We start from the raw sequence: 25,952 nt of genomic DNA, 5'->3' as shown, positions 1-25,952 counted from the left end.
GAAATCTCTTACGATATCCTATGCGCTCAGTCCAGCACACGGAACACAGAGCAGGGCTTGAGCCCCGCCAGCTGGCTGTCCAGTGCGGAACGGGTCATGGACGGTGTCAGGAAAGCAAATTCATTTTCCGGTGCTCCGGCACGGGGCAGCAGAGCACAGTCGGGGAAGGCAGCCTTCACGGCCTCCAGCGTGCCCTCCACCCGGACATACCAAACGCTTTCCAGGTCGGTGGGGGGAACGGCCACATCGTCGCCGCCCTCGGCCCATACCATCCGTTTCTTGGCGTCCTTATGGCGGGCGGCATCAATGACGTCGGCCACCACGGCGGAGGCAGTGGGAAGCTTACCGGCGCCCCGGCCGTAGAACATGACATCGCCGATGGCGTTGCCCTTGACGGCGATGGCGTTGAACACATCCTCCACGCCGGACAGAGGATTCTCCACATCTACCAGGTGGGGAGCCACAAAGGCGCACACCTTTCCATCGGGGCGACGGATGGCGCGGCCCAGCAGTTTGATCTTCTTGCCGCAGGCGTCGGCATAGGCCACATCGGCCAGCGTGACGCCGGTAATGCCCTCGGTGGGCACTTGGCTGGGATAGACGTGCCGGCCAAAAGAAAGGGAGGAGAGGATGCAGATCTTGCGACAGGCGTCGTGACCTTCGATGTCGGCGGTGGGATCCTGTTCGGCGTAGCCGTTTTGCTGGGCTTCTTTCAAAGCGGCATCAAAGCTGAGACCGGCCCGGATCATCCGGGTCAGGATATAGTTGGTGGTGCCGTTGAGGATGCCGGCAATCTCCTCGATCTCATTGGCGGCCAGACACTGGTTCAGGGGGCGGATAATGGGGATACCGCCACCTACGCTGGCCTCAAACAGATAGCTGACGCCCTTCTCCTGGGCCAGCTTGAGCAGCTCACAGCCGTGCTCGGCCACCAGCTCCTTGTTGGAGGTGACAACGCTCTTTCCGGCGGCCAGAGCCCGGCGGGTGAAGTCCAGGGCTACCTTGGCGCCTCCGATGGTCTCCACCACAATGTTGACCTCGGGGTCGTTCTCGATGATACTGAAATCGTGGATGACCTTGTCGGCAAAGGGACTGTCGGGGAAGTCCCGTACGTCCAGAATATACTTCAGGCGAATCAGATCGTCCACCTTTTTATCAATGTGAGGGCCGTTGGTGGCCAGGACCTCCGCCACACCGGAGCCTACCACGCCGAAACCCAGGATCGCTACGTTCACCATTACAATGCCTCCTTACTCCAAAGGGTATTACCCTGATATTACTTCGCTGCGCAGGACGCCTTCCACCTTCAGCAGCCGCTCCAGCAGCTCCTCCATGGAGATCTGAAGACCGGAGGTCTCGGCGCCAATGGTTACTGCCGCACAGCCGCTGACCGGGATGGCCTGGTTGATGGTTAGAATATTTCCGCCGGTGATGGCAAAGATATTCAGGACCGCGGACAATACGCCCGGCTCATCCTTCAGTACGATCTGAAAGGTGACGATTCGTCCGTGGAGCATATCGTTGAACGGCCGGACCGCATCCTTATACTTATAAAAGGCGCTACGGCTGATCCCGACCCGGCGTACGGCCTGATTGACTGCTCCGGCCTCGCCGGTTTCCAGCAGACGCTTGGCTTCCGCCACCTTCAGAAACACCTCAGGCAGCGCGCTGGCCTCTACAATGAAATAGGCTGGTGCCTTGCCCATTCTATGGACCTCCTCTTGTCCGTGACAGAAAAGCATTTGTTCTTGTATTGGAGCCCATTTTAGCACAATAAAGTCTTGGCTGCAAGGGCCAAGTTTTTCTGACGCGCCGATATCTTCCAGATTTTTGGCGAGATTTTCGTCATATTATACATAATTCGGAAGGAGGGCGTCTTTATGAGGGAGGACAGGTACCTGCGGCGTGTGATCCGCCTGTTGTGGATCGGACTGGTTTTGGCGGCGGTTTGGGCGGGCGCACGGTGGGTATTGCCCTGGTTGGCGCCCTTTTTGGTGGCCGTGGTGCTGGCATGGCTGTTGGAACCGGTTGTGGGTTGGCTTATCCGGTCCCTGCGGTTGCCCCGCCGGTGGGCGGCTGCCCTATGTGTGCTGGCTACGGCGGGAGCGGCAGGAGGCCTTGCGGCATTGCTGGCCTGGAGGCTGTGGTATGAGCTGATGGGGTTGCTGGGACGGCTGCCGGGGCTGTTGACAGAGTTGAATGGCTGGGCAGAACAGGCGGAGGTATGGCTTTATCGCCTTTTTGTGGCGCTGCCTGCGGAACTGAGGGAGCCGGCCAGACAAGCGGTGGAAGAAGCAGTCCGGGGCATTCTGGCATTTCCGTCCTGGGCAGGGGAGACCCTGGCAGAAGGGGCGGGCGGACTGCTGACTGCGCTGCCGGCCGCAGGGCTGTTTCTGTTTACTGCCTTCCTGGCGACTTATTTCCTCATGGCAGGCCGCCCCGGTCTGCAAGCGGCTGCCCAACAGCTGCCGACGGCGTGGCAGGAACGGATGAAACGCTGGCGGCGGGCAGCGTCCGGAGCGGCAGGCAGTTGGCTGCGGGCCCAGGGAATTCTCATCCTCCTTACCTTTGGAGAACTCTCTGTAGGCCTTTTGGTGCTGCGGGTGGAGCCGGCACTGCTGCTGGCTGGGATGATTGCCCTGGTGGATGCACTGCCCATTTTCGGAAGCGGAGTAGTGTTGCTGCCCTGGAGTCTGGTTTCTCTGTTGGCAGGAAGGACACCCTTAGGTCTGGGGCTGCTCCTTCTTTATGGAGTGGTCACACTGGTTCGGGGGGCGCTGGAACCACGCTTGCTGGGGAAGCGCATCGGGTTGCCGCCCCTAGTGTCGCTGGTCAGTATGTATGTGGGATTTCAGACCTTTGGTGTGGCAGGTATGATCCTAATGCCGGTACTGACTATGATTGCCTGGCAGATCTGGCTGGACCGGGATGTGGTGATGGATAAGAAAGAGGGACGGCCTTGAAGCCGTCCCTTGCACGCCTTGTCATAAAGAACTCAGCGCTGCCCGATGCAGAAGAAGGTGAAATCACCGGTAGCCAGCAGAGCTCCGCTTTCATCTGTGATTTCAACATCAGCCTGACAGGTACTGCGGCCCCGGTGCCGGACCACGGCCCGGGCGGTCACGGTACCGCTGCGGGCGGAACGGATGAAATTCAGGCCCCCGTGCAGGGTGACGTAATTTCTTCCATCGGTACGGCAGGCGGTTCCGCAGGCGCTGTCAGCCATCGTATAATAGGCACCGCCATGAAGCAGGCCGTAAGGATTCAGGCTGTCTGGTCCCAACGTGAGTACAGACTCGCCGTGGTCTGGACCGGAAGAGCTGGAATGAATGCCGTTGAAAAGTGCAAATGCGTTAGGCAAAAGTGCGTTGGTGGTGTTTTCCATGGGGGTCTCCTTATGCTAGAATGATTTGACCGTGCTCAATGGCCTGTACAGTGGCCAGGGCTTCGACCCGGATTCCCATCCGACGCAGGACACGGCCGCCCTCCCGCATGGACTTTTCGATAGCAACGCCCACACCGGCGACTTCTCCACCCGCTTTGGATATCAGCTCCAGAAGGCTGAGCATGGTCTGTCCGTTAGAGAGGATGTCGTCGACCAACAGAACCTGATCCTCTTCGGTCAGATATTTCTTGGATACCCGCAGGGTGTAGGACTTGTCCAGAGAAAAGGAGTGGGTGTCCGCAGAGTAAACGTCAGGATCGATGTATCCGGTTTGAAATTTTTTGGCGTAGATCACCGGCACACCCAGCGCCCGGGCGGTAAAGCAGGCAAGGGCGATTCCGGAACTTTCCGCTGTCAGTACTTTTGTAATGTGCTGACCGCGGTATCGCTTGGCAAGGGTGGCGCCCATGCGCTCCATCAATTCCATATCCATGCAGTGGTTGAGGAACATATCCACATGGATAATGTCGCCTTCTCCCACGATCGCTTCGCTGAGTATGCGTCGTTTTAGTTCTTCCATGATCTCCTCCTGCATATATTGCCAGGTTGCTTACATACAGCACTGATTATATCTTATTTCATACCTGGCTGCAATATTGACAAGCGAACAAAAATGAGGTATCTTATATATTACGGCGCCAAACCAGATAGTGTTGGCGAAGTGAATTTAGAAATGCAGCGGTATCGAAGTGGTCATAACGGGGCTGACTCGAAATGGATGGGGGCTTAGGCCGTTTTGTCCGCGAGAAGTTACTGATTTTCAACTGTTTCCAGTCTTTTTACTCACTTATCCCTGTGCAGTTCTCTCCAACAGTTCTCTCCAATTCTCTCCTGAATGAGGATGGAGCGCCTGTGGGAGTGAGCGATTTGGAGATGTACCCAAGTGGTTGAAGGGTCCGCACTCGAAATCATGTTTCCACTTTGGAAGTCCAAACTGCCGAAAAGCCAGTAACCATGCGGGTTTGCGGGCAAGTTCAAATCGTGAATTGGGGTCTGTTCTATCCTGTTGTTCTTCCCAATTTCCACGGCTTGAATTTTGCGGGAAAATGGCTATAATGAGAGCAGCCATCTGACGGCCACTTTGAGAGGTGTGTTTTGGGGTTCCGTAGTTACCGCTATCGTCCCTGATTTACCGTCATCATCCAAGTTGGTGTAATGATTCGAAATCAGGTTTCCTATGCGGAGTGCCAAACGGCTGAAACCCTTGGAACCATGCGGGTTCCAGCCGAGTTCAAATTGAATAATGTTGCTTGTTCTATCCTGTTGTTCTTCCCGATTTCCACCGGCTGAATTGGTCGGCGGGTCGGGACCAGGGATATAACATAAATTTGGAGATGTACCCAAGCGGTTGAAGGGTCCGCACTCGAAATGCGGTAGGTCGGCTCAAAACCGGCGCGAGAGTTCGAATCTCTCCATCTCCGCCATGAGGTCTGCCAGCGAAAAGCTGGTAGACCTCTTTCCTTTTTATGGAGAAACCGCCGATAGGTTTTGTAGCATGGGCGCCACAATGTCCTGCTCAATGGCTGCGGCGGATTGTTTTTTCGTGGCATATTGCAGATGCCCGTAAATATCCACCGTTGTCGAGATCTCACTGTGTCCCAGCCACTCCTTTACCTGTTCCATCGGAACACCGTTGGCCAGCAAAAGCGAGGCACAGGTATGGCGAAGATCGTGGAAACGAATGTGCCTTAAATTGTTCTTGGCAAGCAACTTCCCAAAGGTCGAGGACACATAGTTGGGTTTAATAAGATTGCCGATCACATCGACACAGACATATCCCAGATATTCTTTGTTGTAGGAACGCCCGCACAGCTTGCGATTTTCTTCCTGCTGTTTCTTGGCCTCCAGCAACCGCTCTTTCAAAAAAGGAATCAATGGATAAGTCCGCAAACTGGATTTGTTTTTTGCCTTGTCCTTCTTAATCGTGACCCGTTCTCCCTTTACATTGCAAGTTGTTACCGTATGCCGGATGGAGAAGCAGTTATGGTTGAAGTCAAAGGCACTCCATTTCAGACCGATAACTTCACTGCGGCGCAGGCCGTAAAAAGCAGTCAGAAGAACTACCAGTTCGATCTTATGCCCCTTGATGACTTCAAACAGATTCAGGACTTCCGAATCCAGGTAGTAGTCACCCTTGAAGGGTTCAGGCTTGGAAATGATAATCCGGTCAGCCGGATTGTTTGGAATCAGATTTTTGTCAACCGCATAATTCAACGCCCCATGAATCAGAGCGTGGTAATGTTTAACGGTGGTCGGCTTGACCCGTTCCAATTCTTTCTCATAAAAAGCGAGAATATCTTGTTTGGTAAGGTCACAAAGGGCGACAGGATGCTCTCGGAAATACGGGGCGATGGGGTTGTTAAGCTGTTGTTCGTATCCCGAATAGGTCGAGAGTTCAATGGGCTTGCTGTCCATCACCCGTCCGGTAGCAGACTTGTACTTGTACTCAAGCCACTGGTACAGGAAATCCACAAAGGAAATCGCTGCGGATGACGGGCCAGACGGAGAAGCCGACTGCTGTGAGGCCGTAGCCTCCTGAAGCAGCTTTTCCGTCCATTCCTTTCGGATGGTGGGAAGCATATTGTTTGCCCAGGTCTTATTGCCCTTGACTTTCTTATGGGTGGGAATCCATTTGGGCTTTCTCTTACCATTCTCATCGGTAAGGTTTAGAACCCAATAGAGATACCCTTTTTTCTCGGCCACATGGCCGGAGATTAGTTTGCTGTTTTCTTGCAGGTGTACCGCTGGCATACTGATCTGTTCCTCCTTTTGCGGTATTGAGTTCACCTACCAATGACACCTTTATTGTATCATCGGACAGAACAAAACTCCAGGTAAATCCGCGTCAGAATTGTTAACTTTCTGCGTCTATCCGGTGAAGATCGACACCATAGCCTGCTACTCCGCAAAAGTGGAGCAGGTGATTTTCAAATAACGAAGAATGTGGGCTTTGGGGATGCGGTAAGCCCGTCCAATTTTCAGGTACTCAATTTTCCCATCTTTAAGTAACTTGTACCCGGTTTTTGTACTGACGCCAAGCGCCTCACACATTTGACCAATGTCCATCACATCCGGGTAGTCTTTTAATCAGGTGGGATCTGCTCATCATGTCCGTATATCATGGCGCGGCCCCTGAATCGGCTTTAGCTCTTCGAGCTGGAAAGGGGGGATGTTACTGATGAATGAGTATGCGGTTGTCAAGGTACTGGGACTCCACCTATCGTCAGTATTATATCCGAACGGTTGAAGCGACTTTAGCCTACGATACGACTCAGGCTGTCCTTGACTGCCTTAATTTTGGTGATCCCCACGGTCCACCCCCTGTTTCAAGTTCCCGAAGCGTTCCATGGGGTGGGGAGCGGAAAGATCTTCCCCCATACCCAGTCTTCTCAGGTAGGCGGAGAGGGAAATGCCGCACCGCCTCGCCATCCGCTCCAGCCGCTCTTTTTCCTCTTTGGATACCCGCACGTTAATGCCATACGTTCGTTTTCTCATATCGTTCTCCTTTTTTGGGGGTCATAGGGGCACAGCCCCTCTCGGCTGCTGCCGCCGGCTTTGGTGGGCAACACAAAGCCTATGCTCGCTGCCCTTCAGGACACCCCTTCACGGGGTGCCCTGCTGCCCTTCAGGACACCCCTTCACGGGGTGCCCTGGGCCGTCTGGGCTACGTTGACCAGCATGACGGTTATGACGGCTGTGACAGCTCTTTCTCTATGGCGGGATTTCTGTCATTTGCGTCATTGCTGTCATAGGTGAGGGTCAGGCGGAGAATGCGCTCAGAGGCTGTTCGCCGGGTGGAATAGCAGATGTTTGCCGGAACCAGAACCCGCTCCCAGTGACGCACGATATACCGGGTCACCGCATTGGGCGTAACCTCTGTTTCGCCCATCTGCTTCAAAAGCGCCGTGGCGCTTCCCTCATAACCGCCCTGTGCTTTGACAAACTCCACCAGCCGGAAAAGAAACGGCGGCACATCGTCCCGCTGAACCGCAGCGGAATCCTTTCGCTCTACCAGCGTCCAGCGGTAGTTCTCGAAACGGAGGACGAGCTGCTGATACTCAATGTCCCGTCCGGTTGCCAGGAGAATCGCTTCTTCTTCGGCCCGGTTGCTCTTTTTCAGCAGGTATGTGGTGTCTGCCGCCCCCATCAGGGCTGTGGACCCGGACACCTCGTTAAAGGGGTCTGCGCTGTCGGTGAGCTTGCGCAGATGATGGACCAGGATCATGCAGAGGTTATGGCGGTCTGCAATGGCCTTAAGGGCGGCCATGTCGCCGTAGTCGCTGGCATACATACTGCCCCTGTTGACCGTGCCATCCCGCACCTTTTGCAGAGTGTCGATGATGACCAGACGGGTCTGGGGATAGTCCCTCAAAAAATCCTCCAGCTGTTCCTGCAAGCCGCTGCCCAGCCGCTGACACAGCACTGAAAAACGTAGGGTTTCTGGTGCCTCCTCGGTCAGCTGCTGCAAACGGCTTTGAATCCGTGCGTAAGTATCCTCCAGACACAGGTAGAGCACGTCACAGCGATGGGTGGCAAATTCCCACAGGGGTTCTCCCCGCGCCACCTGCAATGCCAGCCACAGCATCAGCCAGCTCTTGCCGATTTTGGGGGAACCGCACAGGGTATTCAGCCCCTGAGGAATCAGCCCCTCCACCACGAAGAAGGGACGCTGCAATGGACTGGTCAACAGGGTGTCCGCATCCATGTACTGAATCTTCTCAACCAGCATGATCCTGCGCCTCCTGCTCCATCACATAGCGAATGACGCTGACCTTGGGAATCTTGAAGGAGTTGCCGATTTTCATGCCAGCCAGATGGCCGTCATTGATCAGGTCGTAGGCCAGGTGGCGGCTGATGCCCAGCATTTTCTGGAGCTGAGCCACGGTCACAATGTCCGGATAGTCCGGAAACATCATGTGGTAGAGGTCCCTAAGTTCTGATTTCTTCACAAAAATGCCTCCTTTGCATCAAGAGAAATGTGGAAAATTAAAATGATCATATTTCGTTTCCCACATTCAGCATATTTTGTGTTGCCGCCCCTGTCAATGCGTGGTAAAGTATTTGTGTGTACAATCGTTTCCCACGCTGTGGAATGGAGGAGATACCATGCCGTATTTTGAAATGAGCTTGGAAAATGATCGGGAGTACGTGTATCAGAACGACTCTTCTGTGGTGGAAAGCAACCTTGGGATGTGGATGATGGTCTTTTTGGATGTGGATTGGGGCGATCAGATAAAAAAAGCTGAGGCACTCCTCGGTGGAGAGGAGTTGCCTCAGTCTGGTTTGGGCTTTATAAAGGGTATGGACTATGGACAGCGCGTGGCCGCATGGTATCGCGAGCTGAAGAGCAGCCTGTCTCCCCGGCATCCATTGTTAAAACTTCTGGTGGAACAGCAGCTGCGTAACCGGCTGTGCTGTGCCTTCCACCCGGAGGAACCGTGGAAGCTGCGGAAGGAGGAACTTGCTTACCTCCAGGTCCTGGACGGAACGGATGCAGAGTATGAGGAAGTAAGTATTTCGCCAGTCTTCCTGCGGCAATGGCTGAATGATGTGGTCAAGATTTTTGCGCAGCTGCAAATGTGTCAGAGTCAGCTTGCACCCCTGCTGGATGAAGTTATGAGCAGGGAAGAGGACAACCAGGGGAGTATCCTGCGCGCCTACTTTACGCTGCAGCGACAGAATCTGCTCTATCGCAATCTGGTGGAAAGCAGTTATCAGGCGCTTTCGCCCCGCTTTTATATCTCCAGAAACCACAAAATATACCGGTATGACGGAGGGACGGATACTGTTCCGGCAAAGGAAAAGCTGGAGGGACATACCTATATGGCCACGGATCAGTTGGCCGCATTGACCGTATGGGAGTTTGAGATGCTCTGTGCCAATGAGATCCCTCTGCGCCGCTGCGCCTACTGTGGCCGCTATTTCCGTCCCTACTCGGTGGTCAACTGCTACTGTGACCGGGTGGTGGAAGGCACCAACGGGAAGACGTGCAAACAGGTTGGGGCCACCTCCAAACACCAGCAAGCCGTCAATCAGGATGCGGCCAAAAAGCTCTATCGGAAGGTGTGCAACCGGATACAGACTGCCGCCCAACGGAGGAAGGAGCAGTACCCCAATATTATGCGCCGGTACAATGAGGTGCAGCTGTATGGAAAAGAACTTATGGAGCAAGTGGAAGCAGGGGACATCACCTTTGCTGAGTTTCAGGAAAAGTTTGACCGGTCCACATCTGAGCTGTTGGGGATAAAATGATGTTATCTATGCCGCCGCATTGGCGTTGATCCGGTCGATGACGCTCTTGATTCCAGCCCACAGGGCCAGGTCTGTGAAAATCTCCACGATGCTGCCCTGATCAGTGAAGGGTGGATCCTGGAGGACGGACAGGTCTTTCATCACGCCGTTGTGGACGATGTACTCCACGATCTGATTGACAAAGTAAATCTGTCTGCTGTCCAGATTGACATCGTTTAAGTACTGTGCAAAGGCCTCCTTGGCGGCGTTCATGTCCATGCCTACGATCTCCCGGACGAACTCTCCCAGCGGCTTTTGACCGATCTCCGCCTCGTAGTCCTGTTTGGTGCCCACCTCGCTCCAGAGAATGGTCTCCAGTTCTTTCACATCCTCCGCCGTCAGCGGCACATTGGAGCGCAGCTTGGCAATGGCGGGCTTGTCCTGATGCTGGCGCACGTAGAACTCCGCTTTGGCCTTGTAGTTCTTCAGGTCGTCGTTCTCCAGCTCCGACTCCTTCCACTCCACGGAGAGGATATCATCTGTAAAGTTGGTGTTGTAAATGGCGCCGTCGTGGGGCAGATACTTCATCAGGTTCCGCAGGCACTCCCGGATATGCTCGAACTCATTGATCCCTGCGTTGTCCAGGTAGTCTGTGTGCAGGATCTTCTCGATGAGTTCCGATTGCGCCCGGATTTCCGGGATGTTGGCCACGCTGGCCACGCCGCTAACCTTTTTCACCAAGTCCTTCCGGGCTTTCTTGTAGGTCTTGCCCACCAGATAGGCCAGCTCAATGCCGTACATCAGCGCATCGAACCGCACGGCGCTGGCCTCGTCCATGTCCGGCTGGAGCAGGGGGGCCACCTCGTCCCGTAAGTAGAGGGTATCTTCATAGCTGAGGGTCTGGTAGCTGGCCGGGTCAGCAAACTTCTCCACATACCGCAGGTGCTGCCGCACGGCGAAGTTCTCCCGGTCCAGCTGCTGTACCTTGGAGAGCATTTCGTCCACCAGCTTCTCCCGGAAGGGGATCAGTTCCTCGGTCTGGTAGGCCAGATCCTGGAGCTTGTAGACGATCTGGGCTTTCAGGTAGAAGATGGCGCTTTGCAGGGCCATCTGGTTGGCGGTGGCCTTTCCTTTATTCATGCGGAAGAACTCAAAGTTGCCGCACAGGTCGAAGATGTAGAACTTGGTCTTGTCCTCCCCGTCTATCAACCCCGGACACAAACGGGTACCCCGGCCGATCATCTGCCAGAATTTCGCCTTGCTCATGACCTTCTTGAAGAACACCAGGTTCAGCACCTCGGGCACATCGATGCCAGTGTCCAGCATGTCCACGGAGATGGCAATCTGGGGCAGCTTTTTCGGGTCGGAGAATTCGTCGATGGCACTCTGGGCGTAGGTCATGTAGTTGTCGATGACCTTGGCGTAACCAGACAGATGGGGGTACTCCTTGCCGAACACCTCCAGAATTTTCTCCGCATGGCGGTGGTTCTTGGCGAAGATGATGGTCTTGCCCAGCTTCTCCCCGTAGTCGATTTTCAGGCCGTTTTCCATGAGAAGATAGAGCGCCTTGCGGATAGTGTCCTCATTGAACAGCCACTCATTGAGGGCGGAGGACTCGATCCGTTCGGGCAGCTCCCCGTTCTCGTCGGTGAAGGTGGCCTCGTACTCCGCCTTCTCCTCCTCGGACAGGTCGGCGTAGGAGATGCCCTCCTCCAGGAATTTCAGCTTGCTCTCCACGGTGAGGAAGTCCACCAAAAAGCCGTCCTTTACCGCCTGGGCCAGCTCGTAGCCGTAAGTGGGTACGCCGCTCTCAAGTTCAAAGACTTCATAGGTGTTCTTGTCGATTTCGTCCTTGGGGGTGGCGGTGAGGCCCACCAGGGGCGCGTCAAAATAGTTGAAAATGTCCCGATACTTGTTGTAAATGGAGCGGTGGGCCTCGTCACAGATCACCAGGTCAAAGTGGCCCACAGTGAACAGCTTTCCCTCCCCGTCCTCCACCGAATCGATGCAGTTCATCATGGTTTGATAGGTGGAAAAGACGCAGTGGGCGGTATAGTTGTCCTTCTCCTCGCACAGATTGGTTACTGACAGATCGGGCAGCAGGTTCACAAAGCTGCGCTTAGCCTGGGTGACCAGGGAGTTTCGGTCGGCCAGAAAGAGAATGTTTTTCACCCAGCCGTGCAAGAGCAGTACCTTCACCAGAGCGATGACCGTACGAGTCTTGCCGGAGCCGGTGGCCATGACCAGCAGGGCCTTCCGGCGGTTGGCCTGAAAGGCCTGGCAGGTGGCCTTGATGGCCCCCTCCTGATAGTAGCGGCCTGCAATGTTGTGATCCACCTGGATGTACTTGAGGCTTGTCCGCATGGCCCGGAGGTTAAAGAGCTTCTCCAGGTCCCGCTTGGAGTAGAAAGCGGCCACCCGGCGCTCCGGGTAGGCCCCGTCGTTCAGGCGGGTATCAAAGCCGTTAGTGAGGAAGATCACCGGGCGGCGGCCATACTGCTGCTCCAGCAGATCGGCATACAGCTTGGCCTGCTGGCGGCCCTTGGCCGGGTCCGCACAGGTGCGCTTGGCCTCGATGACGGCCAGAGGACGGTGGGTATCGTCATAGAGCACATAGTCGGCATAGCCCACCTCGCTCTTGTTGGGCATACCGGGCAGCTCCACCTCATTGATCCAGTCCTTCCCCTCGGTCCAGCCCGCCTCGGTGAGCATGGCGTCGATGTAGAGCTTGCGGGTCTCATACTCGGAGAGGTCCAGGGGCTTGGGGGTGTAACTGGGCTGTTGGGCCTCCCGGCGAGCGGTGAGTTCTGCCCGCAGGGCCTCATTTTCTGCCATGAGGGCGGCCAGATCCACCTCGGGCGCAGGAGCGGGAGCCGGGGCAGCAGTCTGCCCCTCCGGCAGGGCCGGGTCAAATGCTCCGGGGGTGTAGGTGGCGCCGTAGCAGCAGGCCACAAAGTCCATGAAGTACCAGAGGTTTTCCAGGCATAGCCTGGCCTGGGCCGGCGTGATCTTCTTTGCCTTGTGGGCGGCGTCGTTGCCCGTCTGGCGGATGTACTTCAGGCGCTGCCACAGGTCCCGGTCCACAATGGCCCGGAAGTCCTCGCTGTCCATCAGGCTGGCAAGCCTATCGTCGTAGGGCATGACCAACCCGCCGTCCACGGAGTACATCCATTTGACGGCAAACTCCATACACCGGCGGCAGTTCAGTACACAGGCCGCCGGGTCGATGGCATAGATTTTTTCCGCTGAGACAGCCACCTCTCCGAATGTAATAAATTGGGGGTCGGAAAGGAGAAAATCGAAGTTGGTCATGGTATCACCTCAGCTAACCCAATAGGGGTCTTCTCCATAAGTATCCTTATATATTTTCTTTACATATTTTTTGGCTTTTTCAAGTTCAGAAAGATTATCATCAAAATTATTTACCAAGATCTGTATGATATCATTGGAGCTAATTTCTTGACCTAAGATATCTTTCTTTAAAACTGATAATATCGAACACCACATCAATAATGGAACATATTTTGGCTTATCATCATACTTTTTTTGATGAAGTTTATTTTCGATTGCTAAAACCCTGCCAGTTTCAGTCCCGCCATATTTTATAGTTTTCATTTTGTATCTTGATATTTTGTCAATTTGTATTAATTCTTTGTATTTGTCGTTATATTTCTTTTGTTCTGGTGCACTTAAATGAGGATTATCCTTGATATGCACAACTCTTACTACTTCAAACCAAAAATCAAAAATATCCTTTAAATCTTTTTCGTAGTTACTCTTATAAAATTCAAGCTCTTTGAGTTGATATGCAAATTCTCTATTGCGCCGCTCTTCGGCATGATTCATTTTAGTGATAACACCATCTGCAATTTTGTCAATAGCAGTATTTACTGTGTTTTCAAACGGCAGTTCCATTTTATTACCTCACCCAAAATATTGCTGCATCAGAGCTTTTTTCAGTGTTTCCAGCTTATCGAGGCTCTGACGAAGCTTCAATTTTGATTGCTCTACCTGATTGACGAAATCTGCAAACACATTTTGAAGATCAATCGAGGGCTGATATATATCAAAATCAAGGACATCTTTTTGATTGATGCTTGCTTGATTGACTGCTTTTTTTGCGTGATTGACTACTTGGTCATAGACAAATCGGCTACACAACAAATGAGTTATATATACGGGATTAAAGCGTGCTGTATCAAAGTGCATTCTCATCATATTTGATTCATAAACAGTTTCTTCTATAAGCCCCGTAATATGAGCACATTTTCCAAGATATTCAATGCTGTTTACCCTATTTATGACAATATCATTTTCCTTTAGAAGATATTTCTGCTTCTCTTTATCATTGCAACGCAATCTCTTTAACGAGGAAAAGTCAGTTACTACACCATCATAGAAACCATCGATTCTTAAAATTGGAGTTCCTGAACCATCTGTAACATAATCAGACTGTGGTTTATACATTCCGTTTTGCGGTTCAACTGTAACAGCATCTATAATTTTTATCTTTTTCCATGCCATTGAATTGATAAACGGATCCCCAAACAGCTCCACAAACCGGGCTTTGACCAGCAGATCCAGCTTGTCCAGCTGCGCTCTGCGCTTGGCGATCAGGTCGCTGACCTTGTCCAGCAGGGCGGCAATGCGGCGCTGTTCCTCCAGCGAAGGGATGTACACTTTATACTGCTCAAGATAAGATTTAGGTACTCTTTTTTGACCAGCACTTCCGGTCATATTTCGGGCACATTGTTTGCGAAATTCATCCCAAGAAGTCAAATAATACAGCCACTCACTTGAAACCTTCTCCGGGTCTGGATGCAGAACATGGAATTCTGTACTTCCAAAGCCAACACCATTTTTTAAGCCCCAAGCAATTCCACCTTTTCCGTTTTCCATACAGGGAGTTATTTTTGCAAAGAGGACATCACCTTCTTCGAAAAAGGTAAATCCTTTTTTAACGTCTGCGGCTTTTCTTATTTCATCCGTCTGCACATCTCCGGTATCACTAACTCGCTGCATGGGCACGAAAGAGACTTCCATATCATCTGGAATTTGCTTAGCTTTGGGATTAATTGTGCAAAATTCTTTCAACTTCCCCCAAGTCATTTTACTAGACTCGCTCCATGTTATCCCAGCTTTTTTAAGTTCTCCCCATGTAGCCATCACACCATCTCCTCCAGTTCCGCCAGGCCCTTGGTGATCTCCCTCTCCAGCTCATTGAGGTCGGCCAGAATCTCCTGGGTAGAAGGGTACTCCACGGGAACATACTCCACCTTCTTGTACTTGTTGATGGAGAGATCATAACCATTCTCGGCGATCTCCTCCTTGGGCACCAGGAAGGACTGCTCGGTGCGCTCCCGGTCCTTCTCCCCCTCCCGGTTATGGAACCGCTTGACGATGTCGGGGACGTCGTTCTCCTTCACCTCAGTGCGCTTATCGTCCAGGGAGAAACCGTCGGCCTTCATATCGTAAAACCACACATCATCTGTGCCGCCGTAGCCCGTTTTGGTGAACACCAGCACCGCCGTGGACACCCCGGCGTAGGGCTTGAACACCCCGCTGGGCATAGAGATCACCGCCTCCAGCCGGTTGCCCTCCACGATCTCCTTGCGGATATCCTTGTGGGCCTTGGAGGAGCCGAACAGCACCCCGTCGGGTACGATAACAGCGCACCGCCCGCCCACTTTGAGCATCCGCAGGAAAAGAGCCAGGAACAGCAGCTCGGTTTTCTTGGTCTTACACACCTTCAGCAGGTCAGCAGACACGATGTCCGCGTCCAGGCTCCCTTTGAAGGGAGGATTTGCCAGGATGAGAGAATACTTCTCCCGGTCGGTGTTCTGGTCGCTGAGGCTGTCCCGGTACTCGATATAGGGGTTGTCGATGCCGTGGGTCATCATGTTCATGGCTCCGATGCGCAGCATGGTGCGGTCCATATCGTAGCCGTGGAACATATGGTTCATGTAGTGGTCTTTTTTCTGGCGGTCAAAAAAGATTTCCTCTTTGCGGTTCTCTTTGAGGTATTCCCCCGCCGCCACCAGGAAGCCGGAGGTGCCGCAGGCCGGGTCGCAGATTACATCATCCGCCCGGGGGGCCATCATATCCACCATCATGCGGATGATGTGCCGGGGGGTACGGAACTGGCCGTTGACCCCGGCGGTGGCGATTTTGGACAGGAGGTATTCGTAGATGTCGCCCCGGACATCGGCATCGTGGAGCTTGTCCGCCTGGTCATAGATCTCGTCCATGGCTGTAACGATCTTATCCAGGATCAGGGGCGTTGGAATCTTGAAAATGGCGTCTCCCATGTACTTGGCGTAGGCGCTGTCCTTGTCGGCGTGGAGGTTCTTGATAAAGGGGAACACCCACTCCTGCATGACGGAATACATCTGCCCGGCGGGGAAGTCGTGGAACACTGACCATTTGAGCTGATTGCCCGGAATGGTCCGCTCGCCCACCTGTACCTCGCCGGAAAAGATGCTCTTGTGGGGCAGGCCCAGCATGGCGCTCTCCTTGGCCCGCTGGTTGTCGGCGGCGTCCAGGTCGTGGATGAACATGAGATAGGTCATCTGCTCCACCACGTCCAGAGGGTTGGTAATGCCGCCGGTCCAGAAGGTCTCCCAGAGGCGGTCGATTTTGTTTTTCAGTTCGCCAGTGATCATGTTCTCTTACTCCTTTTCCCGGTTCCAGATATAGGCGGTATAGCGCCCGCCGCTGAGTTTCAGAATTTCCCCGCTCTTCTGCAGGTCGGCCAAAGTGCGCTGTATCGTGATTTTACTAATATCGGGGCACTGTTCAATGATCTCTGCCTTGGTGATCTTTCCAAGGGTACCCTTAATGATCTCCCGGATGCGGTCCGGCTTACTCATGCCACTGACGGCCAGGACCTGCACACGGGTGGAAAAGTCCCGGTAGGCTGCCGCCACTACGCCCAGGGTATAGCGCACAAAAGGGGCGTAGTCATTGGCTCCCTCGTGCCACCCCTGAGAGCTTTGCTGGAGGGCCTCATAGTAGGTCTCCTTGCTCTCCTCAATGAGTTTTTCAATACTGATATATTTGCCCACGATATAGCCTGCCCGGTAGAGCAGCAGCAGGGTCAGCAGGCGGCTCATACGGCCGTTGCCGTCGTTAAAGGGATGAATACAGAGGAAGTCCAGAATGAACATGGGGATCAGCAGCAGAGGGTTCATCTCACCGGCACCCACAGCCTCCTCGTAGGCCCGGCAGAGGTTGTCCACCGCCTCCGGTGTCTCCCAGGCGGGGAGTGGCTGGAAACGAACGGTTTTGTTCCCCTGGGTATCCGTTTCGGCGATTACATTGTCCGCTGTTTTGTAGTTGCCGCCGTAGGATGCGCCGCTGAATTTATAAAGATCCCGGTGGAGTTGGAGGATCAGGGAGGATTTGGGCGGGATATAGTCAAAGTTCTCATGGATGGTGGCCAGCACATCCCTGTAACCGGCAATCTCCTGTTCGTTCCGGGTGCGTGGGGTGGTCTTGTCCTGCACCAGCTTTTTCAGGCGCTCGTTCGAGGTATAAATGCCCTCGATTTTGTTGGAGGCCTCGGTACTCTGGATCTTGGCAATCTCCACCAGCTTGGTCAGGGCATCGGCCTTGGCTTCAATAAACAGAGCCTGTTCACCCTTATATTCATGGATCTGAGTCAGCAGGGCCACAATGTCCGGCGTGAGCAGCTCCGCGTAGTTTTTGGTAAAATCGTAGGTGCGCATTCTATACCTCGCTCTGCGTCAATTTCATCATTTTGCTTGCAATGATACAATTAAACTATATCAAGTAAAATTGTTTTCGTCAAGATTCATTTATATCATTTTTAACGAAATGATATAAATGAATCTTGGGAACTCATCTATGTCTTGCCAGCGGCGTTCGAGGTGCAATCCACTCAAACAATGGCAAAAAAGCCTCTGCCGATAGACCGGCAGAGGCAAGTAGGGCATTATATTAACCCAATGGGTACAATCAAATTGTTCTCATCAAAGGCCCCCAGGGTTTCCGCCATGCACAGTACCGCGCCGGTACCACGCTGGAGCGGAGATTTGTCGATCAGTTCAAAGACCTTTGTGAGCTTTTTCGGTGGGGTAGCCATCTTCTTGATTTCCAAGGGGTAGAGCTTTCCATCCTGCTCCAGCAGTAGGTCGATCTCCTTGGCGTCGCTGTCCCGATAGTAATAGAGAAACGGCTCCTGTCCAGCATTCTGGTAGGATTTCATGACCTCGGACACTGTGAAATTCTCCAGAAGCGCCCCGTTCATGGCCCCAGCCATAGCCGTCTCTGGGCTGGTCCACCGGGTCAGATAGCACACCAGGCCGGTGTCGTAAAAATACAGCTTGGGCGTGGAGACCGTCCGTTTCAGCAGATTATTGGAATAGGGGTGCAGCAGAAATATAATACCCAGCGCCTCCAGAATATGCAGCCAACTCTTGGCCGTGGCCTGGTCGATCTCTGCATCATCGGCAATGCCCTTGTAGTTCACCTGCTGACCGGCACGGGCGGCGGTGGCCCGCAGAAACCGCAGGAATTTCAAGCTGTCGATCCCAGAGGACAGTCGCCGCACATCACGCTCCATGTAGGTATCAATATAGCTGGAATAGAACAGATTGGCGTTGGTATACTGGCCAGTGACCAGTGCAGGCATACCACCTCGGAAAATCCGCTGATACATGGTCGGAGTATCGCATATCTGGCAGTGTTGCTGCCGCTCTTGCAGCGCATTCAGATCTACTCGGAAGGGGCCCGTGGCAGGATAATGGAGAATCTCACTCTGAGACATAGGGGACAAATGGAGCAAAGCCACTCTCCCTGCCAGAGATTCTTGCACACCCTCCATCATTTTGAACAGCTGAGAGCCGGTCATCCAGAAGTCACCCGGCTGGTGGCGCTGATCCACCATCATCTTGATGTAAGGGAACAGCTCCGGGGCATACTGCACCTCGTCGATCAGGAGGGGCGGCTTATGAAGCTGGAAGAACATCTTGGGGTCGGTCTTTGCAAGCTCACGCTCTGTGAGGTCGTCCAGTGTGACAACCGTTCGTCCCCGTCCCTCTATCTCGATCAGATGCTCCAACATGGTGGTCTTGCCCACCTGCCGGGGACCTACGATCAGCAATGCGGGATACTGGGAGGAGACCTCCAGAACCACCGGCTCCATGTGGCGGGTAACGTACATATCCTTCACCTCATTTCGGATAATATCAGATTATAATCCTATTTTACCCGAAAAATATAGGTGTGACAAGTCTATAATCCAATTTATTATGGTATCATGTATATCAGTTCCCGCAGGACAACCTCTTCGGCAGCAGCCCTGAAATTGTTCATGGCTCCTACCCATGCCATCTGGTCTGACTCCTTCAGGCGCTCGTCTACTCCACTGGTAGCTGCCATCTTTTCCACCATATCAATCACCATTTCTTCGGCCCGCAGGTCGATCTCTGCCAGATGGCTGTCCAGTTGCCCAACCAGCAGCAAACGGTCGTACAGTATGGGCCTGTGCTGCTTCAGATAGGTTTTGCGAAGCATACCGTACTTGCCAAGCGGTCGGTCATCTGTCTCCGGCAAGCAGAGATCAGGGTAGTAATAGTCCTCCACCTGGGTATAGGTCAAAGATTGACTCATAGGTCTATTCCTCCTCCGTCATAAAAGTATCCAGGGTCAACCTGGCACCCATGCGAAAGCCGCAGACAAAGCTGTCCAGGTCACAGCGGGCATTCAGCTCGCTCCAGGCGTCGGTATACGCCAAGAAACGATCCCTCTGAGGTTCCTCAAGCTGCTCCAGCAACCATTTCTCCAGGTCAGAAAGTGTACGTTGCACCTTCCTCATTGCTTCGGGATGGATGCTTTCCCGGGCCTGTGGGTCCATATTGCCATAGAAGAATTGCTCCAGATAGCGCATCATTTGCCCTCCTTCTGCTTGGCATGGGCATCCATCTCCTTATGGAAGGACATCATGGTGACGATATGCCATTGGGATTTGCGGTGGATCGTACGGAACCGCATGGAACAAATAAAGTCAATCAGGACTGCCTTGGGGATATAGTAGCTGCCGCCGGACTGGATGTAGTACAGCTCACCCTTGCGACACCACTGATGGACAGTGGTGGGACCGTAACCGATCAACTTGGCCACCTGTCTGCCTGACATCACGTCGGGGCAGTCCTTCATCAGCCGGAGGAGGTATCCTTTCAATGCCTTTTTGGTTTTCTCCGGCAGCTCCTTCGACGTCAGAGCCGGAAATTTCGTCTTGCGCTTTGTGTTTTGGGGCAGATATAACTCCGGGCAGATTCCCTTTCTCCGGAGATAAGTCTGCACATCCTCTTTGCGGATCTGATAGCAGCGGGTCTTTTTGCCGGTATACCGGCAGGGCACCTTGCCGGTTTGGAGCAGGTACCTGGCGGTGGATTTGCTGATGTGGCACAGCTTATAGAACTGGTCTTTGCTCATCACGTCGGGGACGGTATCCCAGTTAATTGGCTCGTAATTCATGGCAATCACCTCGTCAGAAATGTCGCATCAAAAAAGCCATTTCCTGTGTGTTGCCAGGTGGGCACTTTCTCCCCCAGTTCTCTCCGCAGTTCTCTCCAAAATGCTTGAGTTCTCTCCAAAAACGGCCAAAACGGGCTTTTATTCGAATTTCAGGGGTTTGAGGACATGGGGCTGGATCAATCGGCGCAAACCGCTGTGGCACAAGAGATTGGAAGCGGATAAAACCGCCTCAAAACGCCTGGAAATTTCAAGAAGTGCATAATTGGACAACCGACTCGAAATCAGTTTGCGGGCAACCGCACGAGGGTTCGAATCCCTCCCGCTGCGCCAAAGGCTCCAGAAGCAATCTGCTTCTGGAGCCTTTTTCTATCTCGACGGAGGATGCAAAGTAGAACAGTCCGTATCATTGTCCTTGGTCGTTACCTCACATACCAAGATCCGCAAAGATACCATCTGTATCTTTCTGCATTATACATTGACATTACCGGACGTTCTGTACTGGATCAGCTTTTGCCTGAAAGATGGTACTTGATTTCCAGGGTAGATGAGTGTCCGCTGGCGGTGTCATGCAGCACGACATCATGGTCGGCCATACATTGTCTCATGGCATTACATACCATTGGCATCCTGTTTTTTAATTGCAGATTCTTATGAATATCATTTGCCTTTAGTGTAAGCTCGGTTTGCCCGCTGCTGTATGCCTGCAATTTTTGGCTTTCAATATAAGTCCGGATATCTCCTGTGGTGGTTTTGGGATTATCTCCTGCCGTATTCTCGGTGGAGGCGCAGCCAATGACTTCCTGCAAAGATTTTACCTCCTCCTCGAGCTTTTGAATCCTTGAAAAAAGTTCTAAAATAATGGTGTCATAATTCATACAAACTACCTCTGTATTCTGATAGAATTCCAACACGACTTGATGAGGGTGTCAATACGGGAGAAAAGCAATTAAAGGACTATTTGAGCGCGGAAAAGACGCTGGCCTCGTAGATCCATCCCATCAGTTCATCATCGATTTCGTCTGGGCTTGCAATCAGTACATGATGGGTCCAGCGGTTAGGATAAGGCTCGGTAGCCACATCGATTCTGGGGGATTCCAGACGGTGATCCAGGCCAAAGGTGACCACAATGTAGTGGGCGGGGCGATCCTTGGCCTTGCGGACTTTGCTAAAGGAGACGCAGGCAAACATATGCCGGTTATAAAAGGAAATCTGGCTTTTCTGTACCTTGATTTGTACATCGGCAATCCGGTCCAAGATCAGGCCTTCCAACCGCTCATACAGCGGCAGCACCTCTATATCCTGCTGAAAAAACAGCAGAGCGTTTTCGTCCATGAAAACCGCTCCTTTGCTATCAGTGTATCATATCCATGCAGCCATGAACAGCGGTGTTCCCCTGGAATACAGCGAATAGAACGAATGTTTGACTTTGCGGCAAAAAAAGCATATAATAAAAAAATCAGCCGTATCTTTTTGGGAGAGGGGAGGGAAGTGCTTGGACCGGGTCATTTTTCACTGTGATTTGAATAGCTTTTACGCATCGGTGGAGCTGCTGGATCATCCGGAGTTAAAGGACAGGCCGGCGGCGGTATGTGGTGACCCGGAGAGTCGCCATGGAATCATTCTGGCCAAAAATGAGCTGGCCAAAAAGTATAAAGTACAGACGGCAGAGACCATCTGGCAGGCCAGACGGAAGTGTCCGGACCTGGTATTGCTGCCGGCCCACCACTGGAAGTATCGGGAGTATTCCAAAAAGGTGAATGCCATCTATGAACGGTATACCGATCTGGTGGAGCCCTTCTCCATTGACGAGAGCTGGTTGGATGTGACCGGGACCCTTCATCTCTTTGGAGGGGATGGAAAGGCTTTGGCCGACCAGATTCGCCAAACAGTGCGGCAGGAATTGGGGCTGACGGTATCGGTGGGCGTTTCCTTTAATAAGGTATTTGCGAAAATGGGCAGCGACTACCGAAAACCGGACGCCACAACGGTGATCACCCGGGAAAACTTTCAACAGCTGCTCTGGCCATTGCCGGTGACCGATCTGCTCTTTGTGGGCCGTGCGGCGGCCAGGGTGCTCAATGGCTACGGGATACGCACCATTGGTGATCTGGCCCGGTTTGACCGGGAGAGCCTGGGGCAGATTCTGGGCAAGGGAGGATATACCCTCCACGACTATGCCACGGGCAGGGAACACGCCCCGGTGGTACCTGCCCGGGATATGCCAGGGCCCAAGTCGGTGGGAAACGGACTGACCTTCCCTAAAAATCTGGTGGGCTGGGAGCAGCTGCGTACGGCGCTGTCTGAGTTGGCGGACGAGGTTGCGGTCCGGCTGCGCAAGCACGGACTCAAATGTACCACCGTACAGATCACCGTGCGTGATCCGTCCTTTAAGGATATCTGCCGCCAGAAGCGGCTTAGTGCCCCCACTTATATCTCCCGGGACCTGGCGCAGTGCGGGATGGAGCTGCTGCACAGCTGTTGGAGTGAGCGGCAGCCAGTCCGGGCCCTTACCATTACGGCCCAGAACCTGGTGGAGGAGCGGGACGCAGGGGAGCAGGTGGATCTGTTTGCCGCCGACGCCATACCCTGCCGCGATAAGCTGGAGAAGCTGGAGAAGGCCATGGATTCCATCCGGGACAAATATGGGAGGGGAGCCATCTCCATTGCTTCTGCCGTCCATCCAGCGGGAGAGCCGGACAGGGAGGACCAGCGGTTGCCGCCGGGGGACTGATATAGTCTTACAAACTATATTATAGGATGGATAAAATTATATAAAACTAAGGCGAAAATCTGAAACGCTTTTAAGCAAACTGCTGTTTTTGTATAGAGTTTGGACATGAAACGGGTTTTGTCTATTTTCAATTTTCGTCAGAAAAGGTATCATGACACACAATGATAGGTATTGTTATGCCGTGAAAGGGGAAAATAAAGATGAAAATTCCTGACAGTCTGAAGCGCTATGGCCTGGCCAAGGTGTTTGATTATCTGGATAAAGACCCTATGAACAATATGAGCAAGGTTATGGACCTGGTCAATAAGTTCTCCGGGGACACCCTGTCCACTCAGCGTGAGGCGTTCGACAAGGCCATCAACGACAAGGATTCCTGCTGGCACCAGCTGATCGAGAAGGTCTGGACCCAGACCGACCCCGATGTGCTCAAGACCGTGTTCAACAACTTCTTCGTCAACGCCAACCTGGTGGGCTGGCCCAAGCAGGAGAAGATGCGTGAGAAGTACGGCTGCAATATTCCCTGGGCCATTCTGCTGGACCCCACCTCTGCCTGCAACCTGCACTGCACCGGCTGCTGGGCGGCGGAGTACGGCAATAAGCTGAATCTGTCCTTTGACGATATCGACTCCATCATCACCCAGGGCAAGGAACTGGGCATCTATATGTACATCTACACCGGCGGCGAGCCCCTGGTGCGCAAGAAAGACATCATTGCCCTGTGTGAGAAGCACAACGACGTGGCTTTCCTGTCCTTCACCAACGCCACCCTCATTGACGAGGAGTTCTGCCAGGATCTGCTGCGGGTGAAGAACTTCATTCCCGCCATCAGCCTGGAGGGCTTTGAGGAGGCCAACGACAGCCGCCGCGGCCAGGGTGTATACGAGAAGGTCACCAACGCCATGGCCCTGCTGAAGAGCCATCACCTGCCCTTCGGTATCTCCACCTGCTACACCAGCGTGAACTACAAGGACATCACCAGCGAGGAGTTCTACGACAAGATCATCGACCTAGGCGCCTACTTTGTGTGGTTCTTCCACTATATGCCTGTTGGCAACGATGCCGCTCCTGAGCTGATGCCCACCCCCGAGCAGCGTGAGGAGATCTATCACCGCATCCGCGCCATGCGTCAGACCAAGGGCATCTTCGCCATGGACTTCCAGAATGACGGTGAGTATGTGGGCGGTTGTATTGCCGGCGGCCGCCGTTACCTGCACATCAATGCCAACGGCGACGTGGATCCCTGCGTGTTTATCCACTACTCCGACTCCAACATCCACGAAAAGACCCTGCTGGAGTGCCTGCAGTCCCCGCTGTTCATGGCCTACCATGACAACCAGCCCTTCAATGACAATATGCTCCGTCCCTGCCCCATGCTGGAGAACCCCGAGCGCATCGAGGAGATCGTCAACAAGACCGGCGCTCACTCCACCGATCCTCAGTCTCCCGAGACCGTGGAGCACCTGACCTCCAAGACCCACCCCTACGCCGACAACTGGAAGCCCACCGCCGACAAGCTGTGGGCCCAGTCCCACCCCCAGTGCGGCGGCTGCACTGCCTGCAGCGGCAACAAGTAATTACATAAAAAAATTCCTCCGTCTCAGGACGGAGGAATTTTTTTATCCGTGGGAAGGGCTGTGCATTCTGCTGGCCAGATTGCGGAAGCTTTCCATCAGATTTTCCTGATGAACCTCTGCCGCGCGGAAGCGGAAGAGGGCAAAATTCAGATTGAACAGGGTACCCAACACGATAGCGGAGATAACTGTGCCGATTCCCACCTGGCCGCCCAGCAGCCAGCCGAGAATAATAACGCCAATCTCCACCACTGCCCGGCATAGGCCGACAGACCGTTTGGTCTTGCGGGCCAGAGCCACCATCAGGGAATCCCGGGGACCGGCGCCCAGAGCCGCTTTCATGTACAGCCAGGTCCCAATGGCCAGCAGTTCCAGGCCGCCTAACAGCATCAGAATACCGGAGAACAGGTTTTCCATCAGAGGAATCCATCCCTGGGCCAACATATAATCGATAAAAATGGCACATAGGGTGATATTTAAAATTGTACCCAGGCCGAAACCCTCGCCAAATAGAATGGCAACACCGATGGCGGCTGCGCCCACGATGATGGAGGCGGTGCCGTAAGTGATGCCGAAGGTTTGGGCCATACCCTGCTGCAGGACGCTCCATGGCTCCAGGCCAATGTTGGCCTGCAACATCATAACGATACCCACCGCGCTGATCACCATGCCCAGAACTACCCAGAGCAGCCGGCGGGGATAGTGATAACCCATCTTGATCTTACCTCCCATAGAACTGAGGAAAAGGGGAGAGACCTCAGGTCTCTTCCTTGCGGATCGCACTCAGGTAACGATATACGCTGGCCTGGGAACATTCCAGAGCGTCGGCCACATCTTTTACAGCGCCCTTGAGCAGGAAAACGCCCTCGCTGTCCAGTGCGCCGATGATCTGAATGCGTTCTTCGGAATTGAGACGGTCCGCCGTGATGTTTCTGCGGTCCAGTTCCCGAAGTACCGCCTCGGTAGCCACACCGTGGATGGAGTTGTGGAAGCGCTCTGCCGGAGCAAAACGGTCTGCCACAGTCTCATCCACCTGAAAATTGGTATCAACAAAATGATCGGGGTGGCAGAGCCGCAGTAAGGCATCGCTCACTGCCTGGAATCGGCTGTCATCAAAATTGATGCACAGCATTCCGATCAGCTTGCCGTCGTGTTTGATGAACATGGTGGAAGAGCGCAGGGTCTTGCCGGTGCTGGATACTCCTAAATAGTGAAGGATATAGTCCTGATTCTCATAACTTTTGTCCCGCAGAATGCGCAGGGCAACATTAGTCAGAGGGGCGCCCACCTCGCGACCACTGACGTGGTTGTTGGCAATGGCCACAATGGAGCGATCTTTGTCGGTCAGATCATGAAGAGCTACCTCATAATCGGGCCCCAGGGCATAGCCCAAAAATTCAGTCAACTTGATATAGTGCTGCAACAATGGACTGGCCAATCGGCTCACCTCTATCCTTGATTTTGGCTCAAATTA

Annotated in this window: 26 protein-coding genes and 1 tRNA gene; 5 read left to right on the top strand and 22 right to left on the bottom strand. The window is 53.4% G+C overall.

Features of this window, described 5'->3' with window-relative positions; genetic code table 11:
* Positions 1-26: 26 nt before the first annotated feature.
* Complete coding sequence (locus B5F94_RS00810; RefSeq protein ID WP_087265528.1) at positions 27-1,238, bottom strand: homoserine dehydrogenase; 1,212 nt, start codon at positions 1,236-1,238, stop codon at positions 27-29.
* Between the two features lie 27 nt (positions 1,239-1,265).
* Entirely contained in the window at positions 1,266-1,706 is a 441-nt protein-coding gene (locus B5F94_RS00805) for an ACT domain-containing protein (RefSeq protein WP_087189411.1), read from the bottom strand.
* A 174-nt stretch (positions 1,707-1,880) separates the two neighbouring features.
* Here B5F94_RS00805 and ytvI point away from each other — a divergent pair, with 174 nt between their 5' ends.
* Positions 1,881-2,963, top strand: a complete 1,083-nt coding sequence (gene ytvI, locus B5F94_RS00800; protein WP_087326666.1) for a sporulation integral membrane protein YtvI — start codon at positions 1,881-1,883, stop codon at positions 2,961-2,963.
* Positions 2,964-2,995: 32 nt separating this feature from the next.
* Here the strand turns inward: ytvI and B5F94_RS00795 are convergent, their stop codons facing one another.
* Together B5F94_RS00795 and B5F94_RS00790 are read right to left on the bottom strand one after the other, a co-directional pair.
* Positions 2,996-3,385, bottom strand: a complete 390-nt coding sequence (locus B5F94_RS00795; protein WP_087189409.1) for a PaaI family thioesterase — start codon at positions 3,383-3,385, stop codon at positions 2,996-2,998.
* A gap of 10 nt (positions 3,386-3,395) precedes the next feature.
* Positions 3,396-3,965, bottom strand: coding sequence for a xanthine phosphoribosyltransferase (locus B5F94_RS00790; protein ID WP_087326663.1), 570 nt, complete (start codon positions 3,963-3,965; stop codon positions 3,396-3,398).
* Positions 3,966-4,775: 810 nt separating this feature from the next.
* Between B5F94_RS00790 and B5F94_RS00785 the strand changes: the two genes are divergently transcribed.
* Positions 4,776-4,869: transfer RNA gene (locus B5F94_RS00785), tRNA-Ser, on the top strand.
* A gap of 40 nt (positions 4,870-4,909) precedes the next feature.
* Here B5F94_RS00785 and B5F94_RS00780 read toward each other — a convergent pair.
* From B5F94_RS00780 to B5F94_RS00760, 5 genes are all read right to left on the bottom strand, one after another.
* On the bottom strand, positions 4,910-6,196 hold the full coding sequence (locus B5F94_RS00780) for a tyrosine-type recombinase/integrase (protein ID WP_164474956.1): 1,287 nt from the start codon (positions 6,194-6,196) through the stop codon (positions 4,910-4,912).
* 147 nt (positions 6,197-6,343) lie between these two features.
* Complete coding sequence (locus B5F94_RS00775; RefSeq protein ID WP_087326660.1) at positions 6,344-6,511, bottom strand: helix-turn-helix domain-containing protein; 168 nt, start codon at positions 6,509-6,511, stop codon at positions 6,344-6,346.
* Positions 6,512-6,736: 225 nt separating this feature from the next.
* The gene (locus B5F94_RS00770) at positions 6,737-6,940 is read right to left on the bottom strand and encodes a plasmid mobilization protein (RefSeq protein WP_087326658.1); all 204 of its coding nucleotides are present in this window, start codon (positions 6,938-6,940) and stop codon (positions 6,737-6,739) included.
* A gap of 190 nt (positions 6,941-7,130) precedes the next feature.
* Positions 7,131-8,174, bottom strand: coding sequence for an AAA family ATPase (locus B5F94_RS00765; protein WP_087326655.1), 1,044 nt, complete (start codon positions 8,172-8,174; stop codon positions 7,131-7,133).
* Entirely contained in the window at positions 8,164-8,394 is a 231-nt protein-coding gene (locus B5F94_RS00760; protein ID WP_196057913.1) for a helix-turn-helix domain-containing protein, read from the bottom strand. Before B5F94_RS00760 ends, B5F94_RS00765 begins: the two co-directional genes overlap by 11 nt.
* Positions 8,395-8,551: 157 nt before the next feature.
* Here B5F94_RS00760 and B5F94_RS00755 point away from each other — a divergent pair, with 157 nt between their 5' ends.
* A complete protein-coding gene (locus B5F94_RS00755) occupies positions 8,552-9,697 on the top strand; it encodes a DUF6076 domain-containing protein (protein ID WP_087326649.1) in 1,146 nt (381 codons plus the stop codon).
* A 6-nt stretch (positions 9,698-9,703) separates the two neighbouring features.
* On the opposite strand, the gene B5F94_RS00750 is transcribed toward B5F94_RS00755, so the two are convergent.
* From B5F94_RS00750 to B5F94_RS00700, 11 genes are all read right to left on the bottom strand, one after another.
* The gene (locus tag B5F94_RS00750) at positions 9,704-12,988 is read right to left on the bottom strand and encodes a DEAD/DEAH box helicase family protein (RefSeq protein WP_087326646.1); all 3,285 of its coding nucleotides are present in this window, start codon (positions 12,986-12,988) and stop codon (positions 9,704-9,706) included.
* A gap of 9 nt (positions 12,989-12,997) precedes the next feature.
* Positions 12,998-13,591 (bottom strand): hypothetical protein, encoded by a 594-nt coding sequence (locus B5F94_RS00745; RefSeq protein ID WP_087326643.1) that lies wholly within the window; start codon positions 13,589-13,591, stop codon positions 12,998-13,000.
* A 9-nt stretch (positions 13,592-13,600) separates the two neighbouring features.
* Positions 13,601-14,842, bottom strand: coding sequence for a restriction endonuclease subunit S (locus tag B5F94_RS00740; RefSeq protein WP_087326640.1), 1,242 nt, complete (start codon positions 14,840-14,842; stop codon positions 13,601-13,603).
* Complete coding sequence (locus B5F94_RS00735; RefSeq protein ID WP_087326637.1) at positions 14,842-16,338, bottom strand: HsdM family class I SAM-dependent methyltransferase; 1,497 nt, start codon at positions 16,336-16,338, stop codon at positions 14,842-14,844. The genes B5F94_RS00740 and B5F94_RS00735 overlap by 1 nt, the downstream gene beginning before the upstream one ends.
* A 6-nt stretch (positions 16,339-16,344) precedes the next feature.
* Complete coding sequence (locus B5F94_RS00730) at positions 16,345-17,403, bottom strand: Fic family protein (protein WP_087326633.1); 1,059 nt, start codon at positions 17,401-17,403, stop codon at positions 16,345-16,347.
* 227 nt (positions 17,404-17,630) lie between these two features.
* The gene (locus B5F94_RS00725) at positions 17,631-18,860 is read right to left on the bottom strand and encodes an ATP-binding protein (RefSeq protein ID WP_242957042.1); all 1,230 of its coding nucleotides are present in this window, start codon (positions 18,858-18,860) and stop codon (positions 17,631-17,633) included.
* An 86-nt stretch (positions 18,861-18,946) separates the two neighbouring features.
* On the bottom strand, positions 18,947-19,309 hold the full coding sequence (locus B5F94_RS00720; protein ID WP_087326628.1) for a TnpV protein: 363 nt from the start codon (positions 19,307-19,309) through the stop codon (positions 18,947-18,949).
* Between the two features lie 4 nt (positions 19,310-19,313).
* Entirely contained in the window at positions 19,314-19,589 is a 276-nt protein-coding gene (locus tag B5F94_RS00715) for a DUF6809 family protein (protein ID WP_140397255.1), read from the bottom strand.
* Positions 19,586-20,176, bottom strand: coding sequence for a helix-turn-helix domain-containing protein (locus B5F94_RS00710; protein WP_087326621.1), 591 nt, complete (start codon positions 20,174-20,176; stop codon positions 19,586-19,588). The genes B5F94_RS00715 and B5F94_RS00710 overlap by 4 nt, the downstream gene beginning before the upstream one ends.
* Positions 20,177-20,679: 503 nt before the next feature.
* Positions 20,680-21,051 (bottom strand): hypothetical protein, encoded by a 372-nt coding sequence (locus B5F94_RS00705; protein ID WP_087326618.1) that lies wholly within the window; start codon positions 21,049-21,051, stop codon positions 20,680-20,682.
* Positions 21,052-21,130: 79 nt separating this feature from the next.
* Positions 21,131-21,508: a DUF5655 domain-containing protein gene (locus B5F94_RS00700; protein WP_087326613.1), complete on the bottom strand. Its 378-nt coding sequence runs from the start codon at positions 21,506-21,508 to the stop codon at positions 21,131-21,133.
* Between the two features lie 160 nt (positions 21,509-21,668).
* On the opposite strand from B5F94_RS00700, the gene dinB reads away from it, so the two are divergent.
* Together dinB and B5F94_RS00690 are read left to right on the top strand one after the other, a co-directional pair.
* Positions 21,669-22,907, top strand: a complete 1,239-nt coding sequence (gene dinB, locus B5F94_RS00695; protein ID WP_087188977.1) for a DNA polymerase IV — start codon at positions 21,669-21,671, stop codon at positions 22,905-22,907.
* A 200-nt stretch (positions 22,908-23,107) separates the two neighbouring features.
* Entirely contained in the window at positions 23,108-24,481 is a 1,374-nt protein-coding gene (locus B5F94_RS00690; RefSeq protein ID WP_087188976.1) for a radical SAM protein, read from the top strand.
* A 42-nt stretch (positions 24,482-24,523) separates the two neighbouring features.
* Here the strand turns inward: B5F94_RS00690 and B5F94_RS00685 are convergent, their stop codons facing one another.
* The gene (locus B5F94_RS00685) at positions 24,524-25,192 is read right to left on the bottom strand and encodes a YczE/YyaS/YitT family protein (RefSeq protein ID WP_143383147.1); all 669 of its coding nucleotides are present in this window, start codon (positions 25,190-25,192) and stop codon (positions 24,524-24,526) included.
* A 43-nt stretch (positions 25,193-25,235) separates the two neighbouring features.
* Positions 25,236-25,916, bottom strand: a complete 681-nt coding sequence (locus B5F94_RS00680) for a helix-turn-helix transcriptional regulator (RefSeq protein ID WP_087326607.1) — start codon at positions 25,914-25,916, stop codon at positions 25,236-25,238.
* Positions 25,917-25,952 lie beyond the last annotated feature (36 nt).

It is taken from the genome of Flavonifractor sp. An4 (assembly GCF_002161755.1).
Taxonomy (GTDB): domain Bacteria; phylum Bacillota; class Clostridia; order Oscillospirales; family Oscillospiraceae; genus Flavonifractor; species Flavonifractor avicola.
This window is presented reverse-complemented; position numbering and strand designations above follow the sequence as displayed.